This window comes from Bradyrhizobium sp. LA2.1 (genome assembly GCF_040547725.1).
Lineage (GTDB): Bacteria > Pseudomonadota > Alphaproteobacteria > Rhizobiales > Xanthobacteraceae > Bradyrhizobium > Bradyrhizobium barranii.
In genome coordinates this window covers 59,076-80,018 of record NZ_JBEPQI010000023.1, presented here as the reverse complement: position 1 = coordinate 80,018, position 20,943 = coordinate 59,076, and the positions used below count along the sequence as shown (strand labels likewise).

The 20,943-nt window shown below is 64.0% G+C and carries 20 protein-coding genes; 3 read left to right on the top strand and 17 right to left on the bottom strand.

The annotated features are described in order from the left end of the window. The first annotated feature begins 65 nt into the window (after nucleotides 1–65). From ABIB95_RS34520 to ABIB95_RS34510, 3 genes are all read left to right on the top strand, one after another. A complete protein-coding gene (locus ABIB95_RS34520) occupies nucleotides 66–2,492 on the top strand; it encodes a PAS domain S-box protein (protein WP_354246171.1) in 2,427 nt (808 codons plus the stop codon). Continuing rightward, complete coding sequence (locus ABIB95_RS34515) at nucleotides 2,489–3,166, top strand: response regulator transcription factor (RefSeq protein ID WP_085404624.1); 678 nt, start codon at nucleotides 2,489–2,491, stop codon at nucleotides 3,164–3,166. Before ABIB95_RS34520 ends, ABIB95_RS34515 begins: the two co-directional genes overlap by 4 nt. A gap of 87 nt (nucleotides 3,167–3,253) precedes the next feature. Then, nucleotides 3,254–3,640 (top strand): response regulator transcription factor, encoded by a 387-nt coding sequence (locus ABIB95_RS34510; protein WP_354246168.1) that lies wholly within the window; start codon nucleotides 3,254–3,256, stop codon nucleotides 3,638–3,640. Between the two features lie 79 nt (nucleotides 3,641–3,719). Here ABIB95_RS34510 and ABIB95_RS34505 read toward each other — a convergent pair whose 3' ends face one another. The 17 genes from ABIB95_RS34505 to ABIB95_RS34425 form a co-directional block, all read right to left on the bottom strand. Then, nucleotides 3,720–4,691 carry a tripartite tricarboxylate transporter substrate binding protein BugD gene (locus ABIB95_RS34505; protein ID WP_354246166.1) on the bottom strand — a complete coding sequence of 324 codons (972 nt, stop codon included), beginning with the start codon at nucleotides 4,689–4,691 and terminating at the stop codon, nucleotides 3,720–3,722. 124 nt (nucleotides 4,692–4,815) lie between these two features. After that, nucleotides 4,816–6,057, bottom strand: a complete 1,242-nt coding sequence (locus ABIB95_RS34500) for a threonine synthase (RefSeq protein WP_354246163.1) — start codon at nucleotides 6,055–6,057, stop codon at nucleotides 4,816–4,818. Nucleotides 6,058–6,199: 142 nt separating this feature from the next. Continuing rightward, on the bottom strand, nucleotides 6,200–7,621 hold the full coding sequence (gene lpdA / locus ABIB95_RS34495; protein ID WP_354246160.1) for a dihydrolipoyl dehydrogenase: 1,422 nt from the start codon (nucleotides 7,619–7,621) through the stop codon (nucleotides 6,200–6,202). Nucleotides 7,622–7,634: 13 nt separating this feature from the next. Then, a complete protein-coding gene (locus ABIB95_RS34490; RefSeq protein WP_354246157.1) occupies nucleotides 7,635–7,991 on the bottom strand; it encodes a hypothetical protein in 357 nt (118 codons plus the stop codon). An 18-nt stretch (nucleotides 7,992–8,009) separates the two neighbouring features. After that, complete coding sequence (locus ABIB95_RS34485) at nucleotides 8,010–9,353, bottom strand: pyruvate dehydrogenase complex dihydrolipoamide acetyltransferase (protein WP_354246155.1); 1,344 nt, start codon at nucleotides 9,351–9,353, stop codon at nucleotides 8,010–8,012. A 57-nt stretch (nucleotides 9,354–9,410) separates the two neighbouring features. Continuing rightward, entirely contained in the window at nucleotides 9,411–9,863 is a 453-nt protein-coding gene (locus ABIB95_RS34480; RefSeq protein ID WP_014495015.1) for a nucleoside deaminase, read from the bottom strand. A 2-nt stretch (nucleotides 9,864–9,865) separates the two neighbouring features. After that, nucleotides 9,866–10,168 carry a DUF5076 domain-containing protein gene (locus tag ABIB95_RS34475; protein ID WP_028149595.1) on the bottom strand — a complete coding sequence of 101 codons (303 nt, stop codon included), beginning with the start codon at nucleotides 10,166–10,168 and terminating at the stop codon, nucleotides 9,866–9,868. A gap of 3 nt (nucleotides 10,169–10,171) precedes the next feature. After that, complete coding sequence (locus ABIB95_RS34470) at nucleotides 10,172–11,572, bottom strand: pyruvate dehydrogenase complex E1 component subunit beta (protein WP_354246153.1); 1,401 nt, start codon at nucleotides 11,570–11,572, stop codon at nucleotides 10,172–10,174. A gap of 29 nt (nucleotides 11,573–11,601) precedes the next feature. Continuing rightward, a complete protein-coding gene (gene pdhA / locus ABIB95_RS34465; RefSeq protein ID WP_063983080.1) occupies nucleotides 11,602–12,624 on the bottom strand; it encodes a pyruvate dehydrogenase (acetyl-transferring) E1 component subunit alpha in 1,023 nt (340 codons plus the stop codon). Nucleotides 12,625–12,878: 254 nt separating this feature from the next. Next, entirely contained in the window at nucleotides 12,879–13,403 is a 525-nt protein-coding gene (locus ABIB95_RS34460) for a glycerophosphodiester phosphodiesterase family protein (RefSeq protein ID WP_354246150.1), read from the bottom strand. A 5-nt stretch (nucleotides 13,404–13,408) separates the two neighbouring features. Continuing rightward, on the bottom strand, nucleotides 13,409–14,227 hold the full coding sequence (locus tag ABIB95_RS34455; protein WP_354246147.1) for a glycerophosphodiester phosphodiesterase family protein: 819 nt from the start codon (nucleotides 14,225–14,227) through the stop codon (nucleotides 13,409–13,411). A gap of 206 nt (nucleotides 14,228–14,433) precedes the next feature. Next, entirely contained in the window at nucleotides 14,434–15,951 is a 1,518-nt protein-coding gene (adh, locus tag ABIB95_RS34450) for an aldehyde dehydrogenase (RefSeq protein WP_212451142.1), read from the bottom strand. A 310-nt stretch (nucleotides 15,952–16,261) separates the two neighbouring features. Continuing rightward, complete coding sequence (locus ABIB95_RS34445) at nucleotides 16,262–17,221, bottom strand: GAF domain-containing protein (RefSeq protein WP_354246144.1); 960 nt, start codon at nucleotides 17,219–17,221, stop codon at nucleotides 16,262–16,264. Nucleotides 17,222–17,437: 216 nt separating this feature from the next. After that, nucleotides 17,438–17,755, bottom strand: a complete 318-nt coding sequence (locus tag ABIB95_RS34440) for an FtsB family cell division protein (protein ID WP_354246141.1) — start codon at nucleotides 17,753–17,755, stop codon at nucleotides 17,438–17,440. A 172-nt stretch (nucleotides 17,756–17,927) separates the two neighbouring features. Further along, nucleotides 17,928–18,479: an NADPH-dependent FMN reductase gene (locus ABIB95_RS34435; protein WP_354246138.1), complete on the bottom strand. Its 552-nt coding sequence runs from the start codon at nucleotides 18,477–18,479 to the stop codon at nucleotides 17,928–17,930. 190 nt (nucleotides 18,480–18,669) lie between these two features. Further along, nucleotides 18,670–19,665 (bottom strand): MBL fold metallo-hydrolase, encoded by a 996-nt coding sequence (locus ABIB95_RS34430; RefSeq protein ID WP_063983075.1) that lies wholly within the window; start codon nucleotides 19,663–19,665, stop codon nucleotides 18,670–18,672. Between the two features lie 110 nt (nucleotides 19,666–19,775). Further along, nucleotides 19,776–20,915 (bottom strand): zinc-binding dehydrogenase, encoded by a 1,140-nt coding sequence (locus ABIB95_RS34425; RefSeq protein WP_354246135.1) that lies wholly within the window; start codon nucleotides 20,913–20,915, stop codon nucleotides 19,776–19,778. Nucleotides 20,916–20,943 lie beyond the last annotated feature (28 nt).

Below are 20,943 nucleotides of genomic sequence, written 5' to 3'. Positions count from 1 at the left end.
GGAATTGCTCCCCTGATTGCAAAGTGCTCTACTTGCTTCGACCCCTGCGAGCCGGGACGCCCGCGATGATGCCTGGCCAAATCGCGAAATTTGGTAATTCGGCCGCACAATTGCTGCTCGGCGGCCTCGCGGCGCTTCGATCTTTCGGCACCGGCGAGAAGGAAAGTTCCGCGGTCGGTGATGACTCGCGACAGGACATCGTCGATCTACGCGACGCCGTGAAGCAGTGGCGCGAGGTGTTCGAGCATAATCCGGTCATGTATTTCATGGTCGATCCGGCCGGGACGGTGCTCAACGTGAACACGTTTGGCGCCGCACAATTGGGTTACACGGCGACCGAGTTGACCGGCCAATCCGTGCTGAACGTCTTTTTCGAGGAAGACCGCGACTTCGTCCGTCAATGCGTAGGGTTGTGCCTGGAAACCGTGGACCAGTCGCACACCTGGGAGATTCGCAAGATCCGCAAAGACGGCTCGGTTCTCTGGGTCCGTGAAAACGCCAAGGCGATGCTGCGCGGCGACGGCACGCCGGTCGTGCTGGTCGCCTGCGAAAACATCACCCAGCGCAAGGAGGCGGAGGATGCGCTGCGGCAGAGCGAGGCCTACCTCGCCCAGGCTCAGGAACTGAGCCGCACCGGCAGCTTCGGCTTGAGCCCCACGACCGACGAGATCTTCTGGTCGAGGGAAACGTTTCGCATTTTCCAATGTGACCCGGCCATGCAGCCGAACCTGGGCTTCGTGTTTCAGCGCATCCATCCGGAGGACCGCGATGCGGTCCGCCAGACCCTTGATCGAGCTTTCCGCGAGGCGGAGGATTTCGACCATGAATATCGCCTGTTGATGCCGGATGGATCCATCAAATATCTCCATTCCGTGGCACGCGCGGTGAGACGTGCATCCGGGCGCATCGAGTTCGCCGGCGCTGTCACCGATGTCACGATTGCAAAGGAAACAGAGAAGAGGCTGCGCCGCAGTGAGGCCTATCTGGCCGAAGCCCAGCGCCTCAGCCATACGAGCAGCTGGGCCTGGGACGTGCGTCGTCAGGAGTTTGCCTACCGATCGGCTGAACTCTACCGCCTGTTCGGATTTGAGCCGGACCAGATCGATGTCCCGGCGCGGGCTTTCCAGCAACGGATTCTCGCCGATGACTTTCGACGAATTGCCGACGTGGAACGTCGCGCAATCCACCAAGGGGAGCCCTTCGAAATCGACTTTCGGATTGCACGTCCGGACGGTTCGATAAGACGTGTCCATACGGAGGGACATCCTGTGAAAGGCGGCGATGGCGATGTGATGGAAATCATCGGCACGCACGTGGACGTCACCGAGCAGTTCGCCGCAAAAGAAGCGCTGCAAAAGGCCTTTGACGAGCTCAAGCAATCCGAGCAGCGCTTCCGCGACTATGCCGAAACCGCATCGGACTGGTTTTGGGAGACCGGGCCGGACCACCGCATCACCCGGATATCGGAACACGCCGATACGGCCAGTCCGGTGCCGACGGGCTTGATCGGGCTGACCCGCTGGGACATTCCGCCCGATGCCGAGTTCGAGCCCGAGAAGTGGGAGCAGCATCGCGCGGCGCTCGATGCTCATCTTCCGTTCCGCGACCTGGTTTACCGCAGCAGGGATCGCAACGGATCTCAGATTTACGTGCGCACCAGCGGCAAGCCCTTCCATGACGAGAATGGTAACTTTCTCGGCTATAGGGGCGTCAGCAGCGATGTGACGGCGGCAATCCGCACCGAGCAGGCCGAAGATGCCCTGCGCAAAGCGCAAGCCGAGCTCGCTCATGTCACGCGCATCACGACGCTCGGCGAGCTCACCGCCTCGATTGCCCACGAAATCAACCAGCCTCTCGCCGCCGTCATTTCCAATGCCGACGCCTGTATCGGTTGGCTCGGCCGCGACCCGGCCGATCTCGACGCTGCGCGCCGTTCCGTCGAATGGATCGTCGAGGACGCCAATCGGGCCAGCGAGGTGATCCGCCGGATCCGGGCGCTCGCGAAAAAGACCGAAATCGAGATGGTCCCAGTCGACATCAATCAGGTCGTGAGGGAGGTGATGGCCCTCGTTCGGCGCGAGCTCGCTACCCATGCCGTGTCGGTGCGGATGGAGTTGTCGTCGGGCCTGCCCAACATTTGCGGCGATCGGATCCAGCTCCAGCAGGTGCTGATCAACCTCGTCATGAACGGGATCGAAGCCATGCAGGCCAATGTCGAGCTCCCGCGCGAGCTGGCAATTCGCTCCAGTCGGGACGGCGACGAGCACCTGCTTCTTACCGTGACGGATCGCGGTCTCGGCCTTGACAGCGACGTGACAGACCGCATGTTCATGCCGTTCTTCACCACAAAGTCGAGCGGCCTGGGGATGGGACTATCGATCTGCCGATCGATCATCGAGGCTCACGCGGGCCGTCTTTCGGCATTCCCAAATGAGGGGAGCGGTGCAACATTCCAGATTGCCCTGCCCTTCCCACACGAGGCCGCGTCGTGACCGACCACGCCAAGCCAACGCAGGCGCAGGCACAGGCGGGGGCCGATGATCCGATCGTCCTGATCGTCGATGACGATCCGTCGATGCGGCGTGCGCTCACCAATCTCTTCCAATCGGTCGGCCTCAGGGTGGAGGCCTTCGGCTCGGCGGCGGAGGTCATGGAAGCCAAGCCGCCGGTGGTCCCCAGTTGCCTCGTGCTCGACATCCGCCTGCCCGGCTCGAGCGGCTTCGACCTCCAGGCGGACCTCGTGAAGGCCGACATTCGCACGCCTATCATCTTCATCACCGGTCATGGCGATATCCCCATGACCGTCCGGGCCATGAAGAGTGGCGCCATCGATTTTCTGACCAAGCCGGTGCGCGACCAGGACATGCTGGACGCGGTCCAGGCTGCGATCGAACGCGATCGCAAGCGGCGCGATGCCGAGAAGTCGGTGTCGAGCGTGCGGACTCGCTTCGAAGGCCTGACGCCGCGTCAACGCGACATTCTCGCCCTGGTTGCGTCCGGCCTGATGAACAAGCAAGTCGCTGCCGAGCTTGGATTGGCTGAGATTACCGTCAAGATCTATCGCGGGCAGATCATGCGGAAAATGGGTGCGAAGTCATTGGCCGATCTCGTCAGAATGACCGAGGTGCTCGGAATTCCACGCCCGGGGGGAAAGGTGCAAACCTAAGTATGCTTTCCAAGGTCGCTCCGGGGGCCCATTTTCCGATGGGCGGCTGCGCCGCGCGCGGCCGCTCCCCGATCAGGAGCGATCATCTTGTCAGTCCCTTCGGTCATTTCCGTCATTGACGATGATCCATCCGTCCGCCTTGCGACCAACAATCTGCTGACGTCGCGGGGATACACCGTCTACATCTTTGGCTCCGCTCTCGAATTTCTCCAGTCGGCCGAACTGAGGACGACGTCCTGCGTGATCGCGGATGTGCAGATGTCGGTCATGAGCGGCGTTGATCTCCTGATGCATATGCGCGGCCTTGGTCACCGCACGCCGTTTATCTTCATGACCGCCTTTCCCGACGATGCCGTGCGCGACCGCGCGCTGAAAGCTGGCGCCATCTGCTTTCTCGCGAAGCCATTTTCCACGCCGGCTCTGATCAATTGTCTGGAGGCGGCCCTGTCGAAGCACGGCGAAGCCAAGACGTAACGCGGCGCCGCGTGAACCTGATTGTTCCACAGGGTGCGGCCACTTGACGTTGTGGCCGCATCCGAAGAGGCAATCCGCCTCAATCCACCTTGATGTCGGCGGCCTTGATAATCGGCCACCATTTTGCGATTTCCGCATTCTGGCGCGCGCCGAGCGCTTCGGGCGTGAGCTGGTCCTTGGGCGTCATCTCGAGGCCCTGGCTTTCGAGCTGCTTCTTCACGGCGGGATCGTTCAGCGCTTCCACAGCGGCCGCATTGAGCTTGGTGACGATCTCCTTCGGCGTGCCCTTCGGCACCCACAGGCCCGACCACAACGTCATGTTGAAGCCTTTCAGCCCCGCCTCGGCTGCCGTCGGAATGTCCGGCGCCGACGAGAGCCGCTTGTCGTCGGTGATGGCATAGGCGCGGATCGTGCCGGCGCGGACCTGGTTGATGGAGTTGGAGGTCTGATCGATGATGACGTCGATCTGGCCGGCGATGAGATCGTTCAGCGCGGGAGCCGTGCCGCGATACGGTACGTATTGCAGCTTGATGCCGCTGACGCTCTCGAAATAGACACCGGCGATATGGCTGCCGGAGCCCGCGCCGGCGGTGCCGGCGGTCGGCGGCGACGGCCGCGACTTCAGCCACTCGATGAGCTCCTTTAGCGAGGTCGCGGGCACCGCGTTCTTGCTCACCACGATCATCGGATTGCTCGGCAGCAGCACCACCGGCTCGAGATCGGCGACGAGGTCGTATTTGAGCTTGTAGACGGCGCCGTTGGCAACATGGGTGCCGAGATGGCCGAAGGAGATGGTGTAGCCGTCCGGCGCCGATTGCACGGCCCGACCGACGCCGATCGAGCCGCCCGCGCCGGTGACATTCTCGATCACCAGCGGTTGGCCGAGCGATACCCTCATGCGCTCGGCGAGCACGCGCGCCATCGCATCCGACGGGCCGCCGGCGGCGAAGGGAACGATGACGGTGATGGGATGCGAAGGATAGTCGTCGGCGCGCGCGGCGCCGGTCACAGCGAGAATACCGAGCAGCCCAGCCCAGATGGCCTTCTTCATTGTCTTCTCCCCAGCGATGTCATTTTTATTGTTGCCCTCCCGCGTACGGGAAGAGGGATCGTTCGTGAAGAGACGAAATGACGCGCCAGAGCGCGATCATCGCGCTCCGGCGGTCTGGTCGTGCCTAGAACTGCGTGTAGTCGATCGGCTTGTGGCGATCGAGCGTGCGGGTCACCGGCGGCAGCGGGTATTTCAGGCCCGTCGCGCAGTTGAACAGCATCACGCGGTCGGTCTTGCTGACGCGGCCGTCGGCAAGGCTGTCCTTGTAGGCGGCGTAGGTCGCTGCGCCCTCGGGACAGAGCAACAGCCCCTCCTCGCGTGCGACTTCGTTCAGCGCCGCCGAGATCTTGTCGTCGTCGACCGCGATGGCAAAACCCTTGCTCTCGCGCACCGCGCGCAGGATCAGGAAATCGCCGATCGCCTGCGGCACGCGAATGCCGGACGCGATCGTGTGGGCGTCCTCCCAGCGCGTCGCATGCTCGGTGCCGGCATCATAGGCCCGCACCATCGGCGCGCAGCCCGACGCTTGCACCGCGACCATACGCGGGCGCTTGGAGCCGATGAACCCGATCTTCTCCAGCTCGTCGAAAGCCTTCCACATGCCGATCAGGCCGGTGCCGCCGCCGGTCGGATAGAAGATCACGTCGGGCACGTCCCAGCCGAGCTGCTCTGCGAGTTCCAGGCCCATCGTCTTCTTGCCCTCGATACGGTACGGCTCCTTGAGCGTGGACGTGTCGAACCAGCCGACTTTTGCCTTACCTTCGCCGACGATCTTGCCGCAATCGTCGATATAGCCGTTGACGCGATAGACGGTCGCGCCCTGAAGCTCGATTTCGCTGATGTTCACCTCGGGCGTGTCGGCCGGGCAGAAGATCGTGGTCTTGATGCCGCAGGAGGTCGCGTAGGCCGCGAGCGCCGCGCCGGCATTGCCGTTGGTCGGCATCGCCATGTGCTTGATGCCGAGCGCCTTGCCCATCGACACCGCCATCACGAGGCCGCGCGCCTTGAACGAGCCGGTCGGCAGGCGTCCCTCATCCTTGACGATGATCTCGCCGCCGCCAAGCTTGGCGCCGAGCTTCGGCAGCCGGATCAGCGGCGTGGTGACCTCGCCGAGCGAGACGATGTCCTTGCATTTGCGCACGGGCAAGAGCTCGCGGTAGCGCCACATGTCGCCAGGACGCTGGGCAAGCGCGTCCTTGGTCAGCGCCTTCTTCACGCCCGCGAGGTCGTAGCGCACCAAAAGCGGCTTGCCGGCCTTGGAGAGATTGTGGACCTGGTCGGCGGCGTAATGATCGCCCTCCATCGCGCATTCCAGGTGCGTGACGAAGGTCGGGCGTTCGATGGTGAGATTGTCGTTATCGTGCATGGGTTGGTTTCCTTCTTATTTTGCAAACGGCTCTCTGCTCGTCATTGCGAGCGCAGCGAAGCAATCCAGAATCTTTCCGCAGAGGCCGTCTGGATTGCTTCGCTGCGCTCGCAATGACGGCGGCGGGCGGCGATGGCGCCCATCAAATATTCAAAACCCTTCCATACGCGTCGAGCACGGCTTCCTTCATCATCTCCGACAGGGTCGGATGCGGGAATACCGTGTGCATCAGCTCTTCTTCGGTCGTCTCCAGGTTCATGGCGACGACGTAGCCCTGGATCAGCTCGGTGACTTCCGCACCGACCATGTGGGCGCCGAGGAGCTGACCGGTCTTCTTGTCGAAGATCACCTTGACCAGGCCCTGGTCCTCGCCCAGCGCAATCGCCTTGCCGTTGCCGACGAAGGGGAAACGGCCGACGCGGATCTCTCGGCCACTTTCCTTGGCCTTGGCTTCGGTGAGGCCGACGGAGGCGACCTGCGGCTGGCAATAGGTGCAGCCCGGGATCAGGTTCTTGTCCATGGGATGCGGATGCAGGCCCTTGATGGCCTCGACGCAGATCACGCCTTCATGCTCGGCCTTGTGCGCCAGCATCGGGGGACCGGCGACGTCGCCGATGGCGTAGATGCCGGGGACGTTGGTCTTGCCGTAGCCGTCGATGACGATACAGCCCCGGTCGGTCTTCACGCCGAGCTTTTCCAGGCCGAGATTCTCGATATTACCGACGACGCCGACCGCCGAGATCACGCGCTCGAATTCGGTCGTGACGGGCTTGCCCTTGCCGTCGTCGATGGTGGCGACGACGCTGTCGGCCTTCTTCTCCAGCTTCGTGACCTTGGTCGAGGACATGATCTTGATGCCCTGCTTCTCCAGACGCTTGCGGGCGAGGCCTGCGATCTCGGCGTCCTCGACGGGCAGGATCTGCGGCAGCACCTCGACCACGGTGACCTCGGAGCCCATGGTGTGGAAGAACGAGGCGAACTCAATGCCGATCGCGCCTGAGCCGACGACCAGCAGCGACTTCGGCATTTTCTCCGGCACCATCGCTTCAAAATAGGTCCAGATCAGCTTCTTGTCGGGCTCGAGCCCCGGCAGCACGCGCGGCCGCGCGCCGGTTGCAATAATGATGTGCTTGGCCTGGTAAGCCCCCTCGCCCTGCGCGCCCTTCGGGCCCTCGACGTCGGACTTCTTCACGGTGACCTTACCGGGCGCGTCGATCGAGGCCGCGCCCCAGATCACGCTGACCTTGTTCTTCTTCATCAGGAAGCCGACGCCGTCGTTCAGCCGCTTCGAGACGCCGCGCGAACGCTGCACCACCGCCTTCGGGTCGAACGAGACCTTTTCCGCCGACAGGCCGTAATCCTTGGCGTGCTGCATGTAGTGGTAGATCTCGGCGGAGCGCAGCAGCGCCTTGGTCGGGATGCAGCCCCAGTTCAGGCAGATGCCGCCAAGATAGGACTTCTCGACGATCGCGACCTTGAAGCCGAGCTGGGCAGCGCGGATCGCGGTGACATAGCCGCCGGGACCAGAGCCGATGATGATGACGTCGAAGGATGTGTCGGCCATGGTGGCTCCCGGGTCAGATCTGTCTAGCAGGCGACATTGCGCCGAGGGTTTTGAATATCAGGTGATGGGTGAGTATCGCTGCGGCAAGCGCACCAGCCTCCAGACTTGTGGTCCCGTCGATCCAACGAAGGCACCAGCACGTCACAATGGCCGCCAGCAGTAGTGCGAGCAGAAGCACCGAAGGACCGCTTGCGCGAAACAAGGCGTAGTACATGCCGAGAGCCGCGATCGCCAACCCGCCATATGCCGCCAGCGTGAAGGGCAGCAAGGCAACTCCCACGTCTTGAGCCGGATGCGTCGAAGGCATGCTCCACCAAATTGGGAGATAGAGCGCCAGCAAGAAACCACAACCAGCGACCACGTGGCGCATTTCAAGCCACCCTCGCCGTCACACCATCATCATGACGGGATTTTCGATCAGCTGCTTGAACGCGCCGATCAGCTCGGCGCCAAGCGCGCCGTCGATGGCGCGGTGATCGCAGGACAAGGTCACGCTCATCATGTGCGCGATCTCGATCTTGCCGCCGCGCACGACCGGGCGCTCCTCGCTGGTGCCGACCGCCAGAATGGTCGCATGCGGCGGATTGATCACGGCGGTGAAGTGGCTGATGCCGAACATGCCGAGGTTGGAGACCGCCGTGGTGCCGCCCTGGTATTCCTCGGGCTTCAGCTTGCGCGAGCGGGCGCGCGCGGCAAAATCCTTCATCTCGTTGGAGATGGTGGAGAGCGTCTTGGTCTCTGCCTTGCGGATGATCGGCGTGATCAGGCCACCGGGCATCGCCACGGCAACACCGACGTCGGAATGGTGGTGCTTGACCATGCCGCTTTCGGTCCAGCTGACGTTGCAGTTCGGGATTCTCTGGAGCGCAACGGCCATCGCCTTGATCACGAAGTCGTTGACCGAGATCTTGTAGAGCGGCTTCTTCTCCTTGTCCTTGGGAGCAGCCGCATTGATCTCCTCGCGCGCGGCGAGCAGCTTGCCGATGTCGCAGTCGATGGTGAGGTAGAAGTGCGGGACGTTCTGGATCGACGCAGTCAGGCGCTGCGCGATCGTGCGGCGCATGCCGTCATGCGGCACGATCTCGTAGGAGCCGGGCTCGAACAGCGACAGGATCTGCTTGTCCGACATGGTCGGCGCGATCGAGGGCGCCCCGGACGGCGCAGCGGCAGGCGCCTTCAGGCCCTTGCCGGACTTGGCCTGCTCGACGTCGCGCGCGACCACGCGGCCGTGCGGGCCGGTACCGGTCACCATCGACACATCGATGCCGGCGTCCTTGGCGAGACGGCGCGCAAGCGGCGACGAGAACACGCGGCCGCCATGGCCGTTGCTCTGCGCGGCCGGAGCTGAGGCCTGCGGCGCCGGTGCAGCGGCAGGCGGCGGTGCTGCCTTGGGCGCGGCAGGCGCAGCCGCGGCGGCGGGCGCTTCAGCAGCTTTGGGAGGTGCGGCCGAGGCGCTGGGCTTGGCGGCACCAGCCGCCTTCACGTCCTCGCCCTCGCCGGCCAGCACTGCGATCACGTCGTTGACCGGGACGTCCTGCGTGCCCTCGGGCACGAGGATCTTGGCGATCGTGCCTTCGTCGATCGCCTCGACCTCCATGGTCGCCTTGTCGGTCTCGATCTCGGCGATGACGTCGCCGGATTTGACCTTGTCGCCTTCCTTCTTCAGCCACTTGGCGAGGTTGCCCTTCTCCATTGTCGGCGAGAGAGCGGGCATCAGGATGTTGATGGGCATGCTGACCTCAAGAAGAACTTTTCAATACGTCGTCTCCGACAGCGAAGACGACCAGGTTTAGTTGCCGATGTCGCCCTGCCACAGGCGCTCGTTGGCAGGGATGGAACGCCAATTCTTCATCATGGTGATGGAGCGGTCGTCGGCAAGGTCGATCCAGGGGATGCCGAACTTGTCGAGGATGTCCTTGGAGCCCGGGAAGGTGACGGATTCTCCGATCACCACCAGCTTCACCTTGAACAGAGCGAGTGCGCCGGCGCACATCGAGCATGGCGACAGCGTGGTGTACATGACGGTGTCGTGGAACGAGATCACGCCGGCTTCGCGCAGGCAGCTCATCTCGCCGTGGAGGATGACGTTCTTTTCCTGCACGCGGTTGTTGTGGCCGCGGGCGATGATCTCATTGCCGCGCGTCAGCACGGCGCCGATCGGCAGGCCGCCCTGCGCGATCGAGGCCTCCGCCTCACGGATCGCCTCCAGCATGAAATCGAAATGATGGGCTTCGATCGCCACGATCAGTGCCCCTTCCCGCGCGGTGTCGTCGTGCCCGTATCGGTTGGCCGTTCAATCTCCGCCTGGAACATCTCGAGGATCCGGCTCAGCGCATCCTCCTCGGTGTATTCGCTCTCGCGCGCATAGGCGCGCGCCGCGTGACGGGCGAGATCGACGAGCAGGAGGCCCCACATGTCGGGCTCCTCGAAGGCGCGCTGGAACGCCATCGACAGCCCGCCGTCCAGCACGAATACGCGCAGGATCTCGACCGCATCGTCGCGGGCGAGGACGTCGGGTGGCAATGGCTGCTCCTTCGGGCCCGCCATGATCTACCTGTAGCAGACGGCTTTGGCGGCCTCGACCACTTCGGCTGCCGACGGCAGCGCGAGCTTCTCCAGGTTCGCGGCATAGGGCATCGGCACGTCCTTGCCGGAGACGCGCGCGACCGGCGCATCGAGATAGTCGAAGGCGTTCTCCATGATGCGCGCGGCGATCTCGGCGCCGACGCCGCTCTGCGCCCAGCCCTCTTCCACCGTGACTGCACGGCCGGTCTTCTTGACGGAGTTGACGATGGTCTCGGTGTCCATCGGCCGCAGCGTGCGCAGGTCGATCACCTCGGCCTCGATACCATCCTTGGCGAGCTCGTCGGCGGCTTTCAGCGCATAGGTCATGCCGTTCGACCAGGAGATGATGGTGACGTGGCTGCCCGAACGCACGATGCGCGCCTTGCCGATCGGGATCACGAAGTCATCGAGCTTCGGCACTTCGCCGGTATGGCCGTAGAGCACCTCGTTCTCGAGGAAGATCACCGGATTGGGATCGCGGATCGCAGCCTTGAGCAGGCCCTTGTAGTCCGCTGCGGAGAACGGCGCGACCACCTTGAGACCCGGGACGTTGGAATACCAGGACGAATAGTCCTGACTGTGCTGGGCGGCGACGCGCGCGGCGGCGCCGTTCGGGCCGCGGAACACGATCGAGCAGCCCATCTGGCCGCCGGACATGTAGAGCGTCTTGGCCGCTGAGTTGATGATCTGGTCGATCGCCTGCATGGCGAAGTTGAAGGTCATGAACTCGACGATCGGCTTCAGCCCGGTCATGGCGGCACCGACGCCGATGCCGGCAAAGCCGTGCTCGGTGATCGGCGTGTCGATGACGCGCTTGGCGCCGAACTCCTGGAGCAGGCCCTGGGTCACTTTGTAGGCGCCCTGATATTCAGCGACTTCCTCGCCCATCACGAAGACGTCGGCGTCGCGGCGCATTTCTTCGGCCATGGCGTCGCGCAACGCTTCGCGGATGGTCTGCGTCACCATCGCGGTGCCGGCGGGCACTTCGGGATCGGGCTCGGCAACGGCCTGGGGGGCAGCCGCAGCCTTCGGCGCCGAGATCATCGGCTTGCCTTCGCCGACCGGAGAGCGGGATTCGGCGACTTCCTGCGCGACGCTCGGCGCGGGCGCGGCCGGCGCCTTGGCGAGATCGGCGGCCGTCTCGCCATCGGCGAGAATGGTCGCGATCGGCGTGTTCACGGCAACGTCGGCGGTGCCCTCGGGGATCAGGATCTTGCCGAGCGTACCTTCATCGGTCGCCTCGACCTCCATGGTCGCCTTGTCGGTCTCGATCTCGGCGATGACGTCGCCAGACTTGATCGTCTCGCCCTCTTTCTTCAGCCACTTGGCAAGGTTGCCCTTCTCCATCGTGGGCGACAACGCGGGCATCAGCACTTGAATTGGCATATCGACTCCAAAAGAAAGCTTGCGCGCGTTCAGCGGTAAATGTCGGTCCAGAGCTCGGCGGCATCCGGCTCGGGATCATGCTGGGCGAAGTCGGCGGACGCATTGACGATGTCGCGGACCTCGGCGTCGATCGCCTTGAGATCGGCCTCGCTCACCTTGGCCGCGAGCAGGCGGTTGCGCACCTGCTCGATCGGGTCCTGATCGTGGCGGACTTTTTCGACCTCTTCGCGCGTTCTGTACTTGGCGGGGTCGGACATCGAGTGGCCGCGATAGCGGTAGGTCTGCATCTCCAGGATGAAGGGGCCCTTGCCGGCACGGCACCAGGCCGCCGCCTCCTCGCCCGCGGCCTTCACGGCGCGGACGTCCATGCCGTCGACCTGCATGCCGGGGATATTGAAGGACGCGCCGCGCTTGGAGAAATCCTGCTGCGCCGAAGCGCGCGACACCGAGGTGCCCATGGCGTAGCGGTTGTTCTCGATGACGTAGATCACCGGCAGCTTCCAGAGCTCCGCCATGTTGAAGCTCTCATAGACCTGGCCCTGGTTGGCCGCGCCGTCGCCGAAATAGGTGACGCTGACATTGTCGTTACCACGATAGTGGTTGGCGAAGGCCAGACCCGTGCCGAGCGAGACCTGGGCGCCGACGATGCCGTGGCCGCCGTAGAAGTGCTTCTCCTTGCTGAACATGTGCATGGAGCCGCCCTTGCCCTTGGAATAGCCGCCGCGCCGGCCGGTGAGCTCGGCCATGACGCCGTTGGCCTCCATGCCGGTGGCGAGCATATGACCGTGGTCGCGATAGCCGGTGATGACCTGATCGCCCTGCTTCAGGGCCATCTGCATGCCGACCACCACGGCCTCCTGGCCGATATAGAGGTGGCAGAAGCCGCCGATCGCGCCCATGCCGTAGAGCTGGCCGGCCTTTTCCTCGAACCGCCGGATCAGGAGCATGTCGCGGAGCGCTTTGAGCTCCTGCTCTCTGGTGAATTCCGGGGGCGAACCGCCGTCGGTCTTGTCCTGTGGAGTGCTTGCGGCGGCTTTCTTGGGTGCGGCCATGGGAATTCCGGGTCAGAGAAAACTTCAGCCCTCTCTAACCCAAGTCAAACGCCCTTGGAAAGGACCGCGGCGGCATGGCGCGACTTTCATTATGCCGCACTGCAACGTGACCGAAACTTTGCAAAACCTTTGGCGGCGATCGGGCAACTTTAGCTCACCGGTCAGCGAAGGGAACGTGAGCAGCCAACGCAGAGAAATCGGACGCGCTGTTTTGTATCCGAAATCCCACGCGCGTCCGATTCGCCGTGCCAGCCTTACCAGCCCAACTCGCGCAAATACGCCGCACGGGCGGCAACGCCGGTATGCGTGAAGTCGCTGAAGACCCCATCGACGCCGAGCCGGTAGAATTTGAGATATTCAAGGCTCGGGTCGCCGCGATAGTCGGCGGCAAGATACTTCTTCTCATTCCGAAACGTGAAGACATGGACAAAAAGACCGAGCTTGTGCGCGTCCGCGACAAGGCTGGTCGCGTCCTGCGTCGAAGCCTCCGGCGTCGATCCCTTGTAGGGCGTGCCGTCGGCATTGCTGTCCTTCCACGGCGCGATCTTGAGCGGAACGATATAGGCCTTCCACGGACCGATGCCCTCGGCATAGGTCTTGATCTCGGCAAGCCCCTCGGGCGTCAGCATCGCATCGTACAGGCGGGCCTCGCCCGCAACCGTCCAGTCGAACGGGCGCGAATTCGTGATGTTGTTGAGGAGAACCTTGCCGGTTTTGAAGTCGATTCCGTTGCCGTCGACGAGTTGGACCTGCCGCGTCTGAAGGCCGTGGCTGCGCATATATTTCAGGCTGCCGGGTTCGAAGCGACCAGGATGGGAGCGTCCTTGGTATTGAGGCCGTTGTCGCCAATGATCTTGATCAGGGCATCCTCGAGCGGACGGCTACCGGCCGCGCCGCAGCCATTGGCGATCGCCTGGGCATTGTTCCAGGTCGGGTTCTTGGTTTCGGGATAGACGAGGATGGTCCGCCCGGTCTCCTTGCTCTTGACCTTGGCGATGTCGATGACGTCCTGGAAGCTGATGATCGGGAGCTTGCCGTTGAAGACTTTCGGCCGCTCGTTGGCCGCGTCATAGGTGGTGCCGCCGATCCATTGCTTCAGCTCGGCCATGGTGAAATCGCTGATCGACCAATCGTTGGTATGATCCTCGCCGTCCACGATCAGCGACTTCAGCACCGATTTGGGATCGGCCGGGTCGCTGAGATCCGTCAGGTAGTCGGCAGGCACGCCGGTGGCCGGCGGGGCCTTGACGCGCACACCGGCCACGGTGCGCTTGCGGGCGGCGACGGCCGCATTGGTCTTCGCCACCTCGGCAATGTTGGTGTTGTCGCTCAGCCAGGGGTTATGACGCACGACCAGAACGCAATCCTTGGTCAGGTGCAAATCCTCTTCGAGCGCATCGGTCCCGAGCGCCGCGGCGAGGTCGTACGACGCCTCGGTCTCTTCAGGTACCAGGCCCGGCAGGCCGCGATGGCCAAGGACCAGCGGCACCTTTCCATCGACGGTCAGGAAGGGCTTGGCGCCGGCTGGCGCCGGACCGGACTGTGCAAAGGCCATCGACAGGGGCAGCACCGCCGCGCCGAACAGCATCGCTGCGACACCCATTTTCCGTCCTGAACGACTGTTCCGCATCACCAAGCCTCCGTCTTTGCCCGGCATCGCTTCGAATGCCGCGGGCGCCGAACCGGATACGGTCGGCGCTGTCGTATTGTCTCAAGACTCTGACAGACGGATGACGGCGGAGAGGGCGGCGCAAGGTTGCACCGCCCTCTCCTACCCCATCAGATCTTGCCCAATCAGATCTTGCCCGATCAGAAGAAACCAAGCTTCTTGGGGCTGTAGCTGACCAGGAGATTCTTGGTCTGCTGGTAGTGATCGAGCATCATCTTGTGGGTCTCGCGACCGACGCCCGACTGCTTGTAGCCGCCGAACGCGGCATGCGCAGGATACGCATGGTAGCAGTTGGTCCAGACCCGTCCGGCCTGGATGGCCCGGCCGAAGCGGTAGCAGCGGTTGGCATCGCGACTCCAGACGCCGGCCCCCAGGCCATAGAGCGTGTCGTTGGCGATCGCGAGCGCTTCGTCATCGGTCTTGAAGGTCGTGACCGAGACGACGGGACCAAAGATCTCCTCCTGGAAGATTCGCATCTTGTTGTGGCCCTCGAACACCGTCGGCTGGACGTAGAAGCCGCCGGAAAGATCGCCGCCGAGCTCGGCACGACCGCCGCCGGCCAGCACCTTGGCGCCCTCCTGCTTGCCGATGTCGATATAGGAGAGGATCTTGGCGAGCTGTTCGCTAGATGCCTGCGCGCCGATCATGGTGTCGGCCGCACGCGGGTCGCCCTGCTTGATCGCGGCGACGCGCTTCAGCGCCCGCTCCATGAAGCGGTCATAGATATCGGCGTGGACCAGCGCCCGGCTCGGACAGGTGCAGACCTCGCCCTGGTTCAGCGCGAACATCACAAAGCCTTCGATCGCCTTGTCGAAGAAGTCGTCGTCCTCGGCGGTGACGTCGTTGAAGAAGATGTTCGGCGACTTGCCGCCGAGCTCCAGCGTGACCGGGATCAGGTTCTGGCTGGCATATTGCATGATCAGCCGGCCCGTCGTGGTCTCGCCGGTGAAGGCGATTTTCGCGATCCGCGGGCTGGACGCGAGCGGCTTGCCGGCTTCGAGGCCAAAGCCATTGACGATGTTGAGAACGCCGGGCGGCAGGAGATCGCCGATGATCTCGGCCCAGACCATGATCGAGGCCGGAGTCTGCTCGGCCGGCTTGAGCACGACGCAATTGCCGGCGGCGAGCGCCGGCGCGAGCTTCCAGCAGGCCATCAGCAGCGGGAAGTTCCAGGGGATGATCTGGCCGACCACGCCGAGCGGTTCGTGGAAATGATAGGCGATGGTGTCGTGGTCGATCTCGCCGATCGAGCCTTCCTGTGCGCGCACCACGCCGGCGAAATACCGGAAATGATCGATCGCGAGTGGCAGGTCGGCGGCGCGGGTCTCGCGGATCGGCTTGCCGTTGTCCCAGGTCTCGGCAATCGCAAGGCGCTCCAGATTCTCTTCCATCCGGTCGGCGATCCGGTTCAGGATCGCGGCGCGCTCGGCGACGCTGGTGCGTCCCCAGGCGCCCTTGGCGGCGTGCGCCGCATCGAGGGCGGCCTCGACGTCCTGCGCGTCGGAACGCGCGATCTTGCAGACGATCTGGCCGTTCACCGGCGAGGCGTTGTCAAAGTACTTGCCGGAGATTGGCGCGACGAATTTGCCGCCGATGAAATTGTCATAGCGTTCGGCGAAGGGAACCTGGGTGACGCCGAGGAATTCCACCTTGTTCATTGATCACTCCCGATGTTTGCTGTTTGCGCAATTCGTCGCGTGTTCACGACTTGCGCCGACGATGTCGCGGGAGCGTTTTTCTGTCAGCCCGGGCGTGAGCGATGGCCGGCCCGACCTGTCGCAGTTCTGCGACAGGTGACGCAGCTGCCCCCACACACTCAGCCCTCATCCTGAGGAGCGCGCTCTTGCGCGCGTCTCGAAGGATGGCCGCGGGCACAGCCAGGTCTGCATGGGTTCGAGACGGCCGCTTCGCGGCCTCCTCACCATGAGGGTTGAGTTGGTGGGCGCGGAAGAAAAACAGAGCCGCAGCTCAGTGCTTCAGCTCGAACCGCTTCAGCTTCCTGTGCAGCGTGGCGCGGCTGACGCCAAGGGCTTTGGCGGCGGCCGAAACATTGCCGTCCGCGCGCAGCAGCGCCCGCTGCAACACCGCGCGCTGGCCGCCCGCAAGATGGTCATGCGCGGGTTCGCCGCCGAGGAGGTCAACCGCGGGCACCGGCTGCAAGGGACGGCCGGGCGCAATCCCGAGTCCCACCCGCGCGGACCGGGTCGCGCCGATCACGAGATCATCCGCATCGACCGCGACGAGGCCGCCGGTCTGGCCGTCAGCGCCTTGCGTCAGCACGATGCGGGCATGGGCGAAGGCGCGGCGAAACAGATCAGCTTCGATGCGCCTTGCCGCCTCACCTGCCGCGAGCGCAATCAGATTGGAAAACGCATCGGTCCGGTCGGCGCGGCAGGAGGAGACATCGAGCACGCCTGCAAACGCCGCCTCGTGGTCGTAGATCGGAACGGCGGTGCAGCTCAGAAGCGTGTTGCGGGTGAAGAAATGCTGATCGCGGTCGATCGTCAGCGGGCGCTGCTCGACGACGCAGGTGCCGATGCCGTTGGTGCCTTCATGCTCCTCGCTCCAGAGCGCGCCGGTCCACAGGCCCCAGGATTGGAACGTCGCATCGTCCACCGCCGTGCCGCGGCGGTCGACCGGCACGCCCGCGCCGTCGGCGAGCAGCACGCAGCAGCCGCTCGCGCCGACCGCCTGATAGAGCCGGTCCATCGCGCCTTGCGCGGCGGCGAGCAGCGGCGCGACGCGCTCGCGCGCCTGCCGCAACTCGACATCACTCAACCGCATCGGCGCGCTGCGGCCGGCTGGATCGAGATGATGCAATCGGGACGAACGGCGCCATGAGGCCACCAGCGCGGAGCGCGCGGCCTGGCCTGACGCAATGGCGGCCTCGACGCGGGCCGCGTGATGCCGGGACATTGGCCCATTCATCACTGTTTCCTCCGGGTGGCAGTCTAGGCTGCACCGGCATGGCCCGGTTGATCTGCGTCAACTCAGGCAGACGGCGGCAGAAGCCATGGGGCCGTTGCTGCGTTGCCGTCAAGGCGGCAGCCCGGTTCCAAGCCTAAGACTTTCGGTAGAATTGCTACACGGTTGCGGGATTTCGGCAGCGGCTTTCGATGCCGGTTTCGAATGCAGCGGAAAGCGCTACTTCGCCGGGATCATCCGAACGAGATCGTGCGGATTGACATAGTCGAGCTGATAGCGCGCCCGCTCGTCCAGCATGTCAGGATCGATCCGCGATGTCCGCAGCAGCGACACGCGCTGCTCGCTCTTCACGCGCTCGCGCTTGAGCTGGGCCAGCTCGCTCGTCAGCGCGATGATCTCCTGGTCGAGTTCCTGGCGGGCGTTGAGGCCGTATTTGCCGGTGTAGGCGTTGACGCCGAAATAGCCGACGATAGCGGCCGCCATCGCATAGAGGGCAAGGCCGGTCAGGATCGATTTCAGGCGCGCGCGGGAGACCATCTTGGGATGATGCGGCAGGTTGGTTAAGGGAGTGCTAATCGCCTCCCCCTTCGCGCTCCAATCCCTAACCCCCAGCCGTCATGCCCGGCCTTGTGCCGGGCATCCACGTTCTTCGTCACCACGAGCAAGACGTGGATGGCCGGGACAAGCCCGGCCATGACGAAGAAAAACCTCAGCCGTGGTGCTTGGCCACGTGCGCAGCAAACGCGTCGATATAGGCTTGGAGGACGGGCTTCAGAGATTCCTTGGTCAGGTTCCCCTCCGCATCGAAGGCATCGCCGACCGCGTTCAGATAGATCTCCGGCTGCTGCAGGATCGGGCCGGCAATGCCCGGCAGGATGTTCTGCAGCGTCTTGGCGGCGCTGACGCCGCCGAGCGGGCCCGGCGAGTTCGAGATGATGCCGACCGGCTTGCCGTTGAACGAGCTCTTGCCATAGGGGCGCGAAGCGACGTCGATGGCGTTCTTGAGCACGCCCGGGATGGCACGGTTGTATTCGGGGGTGACGAAAATGACGCCGTCCGACTTCTGCAGCTTCTCGCGGAAGGCCAGCCAGTCCGCAGGCGGCGCGCCCTCGAGGTCCTGGTTGAAGAACGAGATGCCTGCCAGCGTGACGACCTCGAGCTTGAGCGAGGCCGGCGCGAGCTTTGCGAGCGCGTTGGCGACCTTCAGCGAGAAGCTGTCCTTGCGCAGGCTGCCGGCGATCACGACGATGTTGTAGGCCATGGATTGTCCTTGAGGGCTTGAGCGGAAGTTCCGGGGCGGCACTTAAGCGATCCCGGCCGATGGATGCAAGTGCATGAACCGGGCCCGTTTGGAAACGCTGAGTTTCTCGAAAGCAGATGGTCGCTACGATCCAAAAACAATCAGGCCGCCCGAAGGCGGCCTGACGTTTCTCGCAAACCCCTGGCTCGGTTCAGATCGTCGGATTCCAGGCCGACGGGATCAGGCGGTATTTCGCGCCGTCCTTCTCGACATGCCCCACCGAGGGGAAGGTGAAGTGGAAGCCGATCACGGTCGCCTTCTCGGCTGCCGCCATGTCGTAGAATTTGTGGCGGGTGGCCTGCGCCAGCGCGGCATCGTTGTCGAACGCCACGTGCCAATCCGGATTGCGCAGGAAGAACTCCGGAATGTTGGTGACGTCAGATTGGATCAGCACCTTCCTGTCGCCAGAGGCCACCGCGAACGAGGTATGCCCCGGCGTATGGCCGGGCGTCGCGATCGAGGTGATGCCCGGGGCGACCTCCTTGCCCCACTCGTATTTCGTGACTTTGGATTCGAGGCCGGCAAAGGTCTTCTTCACGTTGGCGAAGTAGTTCTTCGTCATGTCGTTCGGAGCCTTGGCCGCATTCTCGTCGCTCGCCCAGAACTCCCAATCCTTCGCCGGCACCATGATCTCCGCATTCGGGAACGCGAGCGCGCCGTCGGCGAGACGAATGCCGTTGGTGTGATCAGGATGGAGATGCGACAGCAGCACGACGTCGATGTGCTTCGGGTCGACGCCGGCAGCGGCGAGGTTCTGCAGCGTACGGCCGACCGCGCCCTTGCTCGGCTCGAGATTGGCAACGCCGTTGCCGGTGTCGATTAGGACCAGCTTGGAGCCGGTGTTGATGAGCTGCGGATTGAACGGCACCGTGACCATGCCCTTCGGCATGTACGCCGCCTCGCCTGCGGCCAGCGCTTCCTCCTTCGGCAGGTTGACCACGAACTTGTCCGGCATCGGGAAGGTGCGCGCCCCGTCGTTGATCGAGGTGCACTCGTAGCTGCCGACCTTGTAGCGATAGAAGCCGGGCGCCTGCGCCCCGCTTGGCGGCACCGAGGCACTGGCAGTGGTCGGTCCAAGTCCGGTTACGGCCGCCGCGCCCATAGCGACAGCGCCCGCGAGCAGGTCGCGGCGATTCAGATCAGTCATGGAAGTGTCCCCTTCTTTGCTTGCGGTTGCCCCGCTTTCAATTGCGGCGCAAATGTTCCCGCGCTTCGCTCAGAAGGCAAGTCCTTCTTTGGATGGTGTGCCGTGGCACATCACGAAGATTTATTTGGGTTGATGAGGAATTTTTCGCCGGTGGCCCGTTTGGCGTAGACCGCGATGTTGGCGGGATCGAGCGCCTCCTGAAGCGACACCACCTTGGTGTAGTGGCTGGCGAACGTCGTCTTCAATTCGTCGACGACGCGCTGGCGCAGCCTAGCTCCGTCCGCCTGCCCGATCTTCATCAGGAACGGAAACAGCAACCAGCCGCCGACGCCCCAGGCCATGCCGAAGCCGCGCGGCAGCTCGATCGGGCGGATGTCGAGCGCGCCATAGACGTAGACCTGCTTGTGCACGTTGGAGCCGTAGCGGCTGTATTCCTCGGCGGTCTTGTTGATCGCGGCTTCCATGCAGTTGAGGATGTCGCCGGCCAGCTTGCCGCCGCCGATGGCATCGAAGGCGATGGTGGCGCCGGTCTCGACCAGCGCATTGGTGAGATCGCCGAGGAAGCTCGGTGCGGTGGAGTCGACGACGTGTTTGGCGCCGATCTTGTGCAGGATGTCGGCCTGCTCCTTGCTGCGCACGATGTTGACCAGCGGAATGCCGTCCTTGATGCAGATCTTGTTCAGCATCTGGCCGAGATTGGAGGCGGCCGCGGTGTGCACCAGCGCCTTGTGCCCCTCGCGCCGCATGGTCTCCGTCATGCCGAGCGCCGTGAGCGGATTGACGAAGCAGGAGGCGCCTTCGGCCGGCGTGGTGCCCGCCGGCAGCGGCAGGCACTCGCGCACTTTCAGCGTGCGGTACTGCGCGTACATCGCTCCGCCGATCATCGCGACGGTCTTGCCCATCAATGCTTTCGCGGCATCGGACGAGCCGGTCTTGATGACGACGCCCGCGCCTTCGTTACCAACCGGCATGGCTTCGTCGAGCCGGCCGGCCATCGCCCGCATCGCGCCCTCCGGCACCTTCGCGGTGATGACGGGAGCGTCCTTGGTGCCGGACGCCTTCGCCGTGCTCATATCGGCCGCGCCGACGAGAAGGCCGAGGTCGGACGGGTTGATCGGCGCCGCCTCGACGCGGACGACGACCTCGTCCGCGGCGGGCTCGGGAGTCGGCACGTCGACGAGCGAGATTTCCAGTTCACCGCTCTTCTTGATCAGCGAACGCAGTTGCAGTCCGGTCTTGCCGTCGCTCATGTCGATCCTCCCCTGTCCTAGCTGGAGC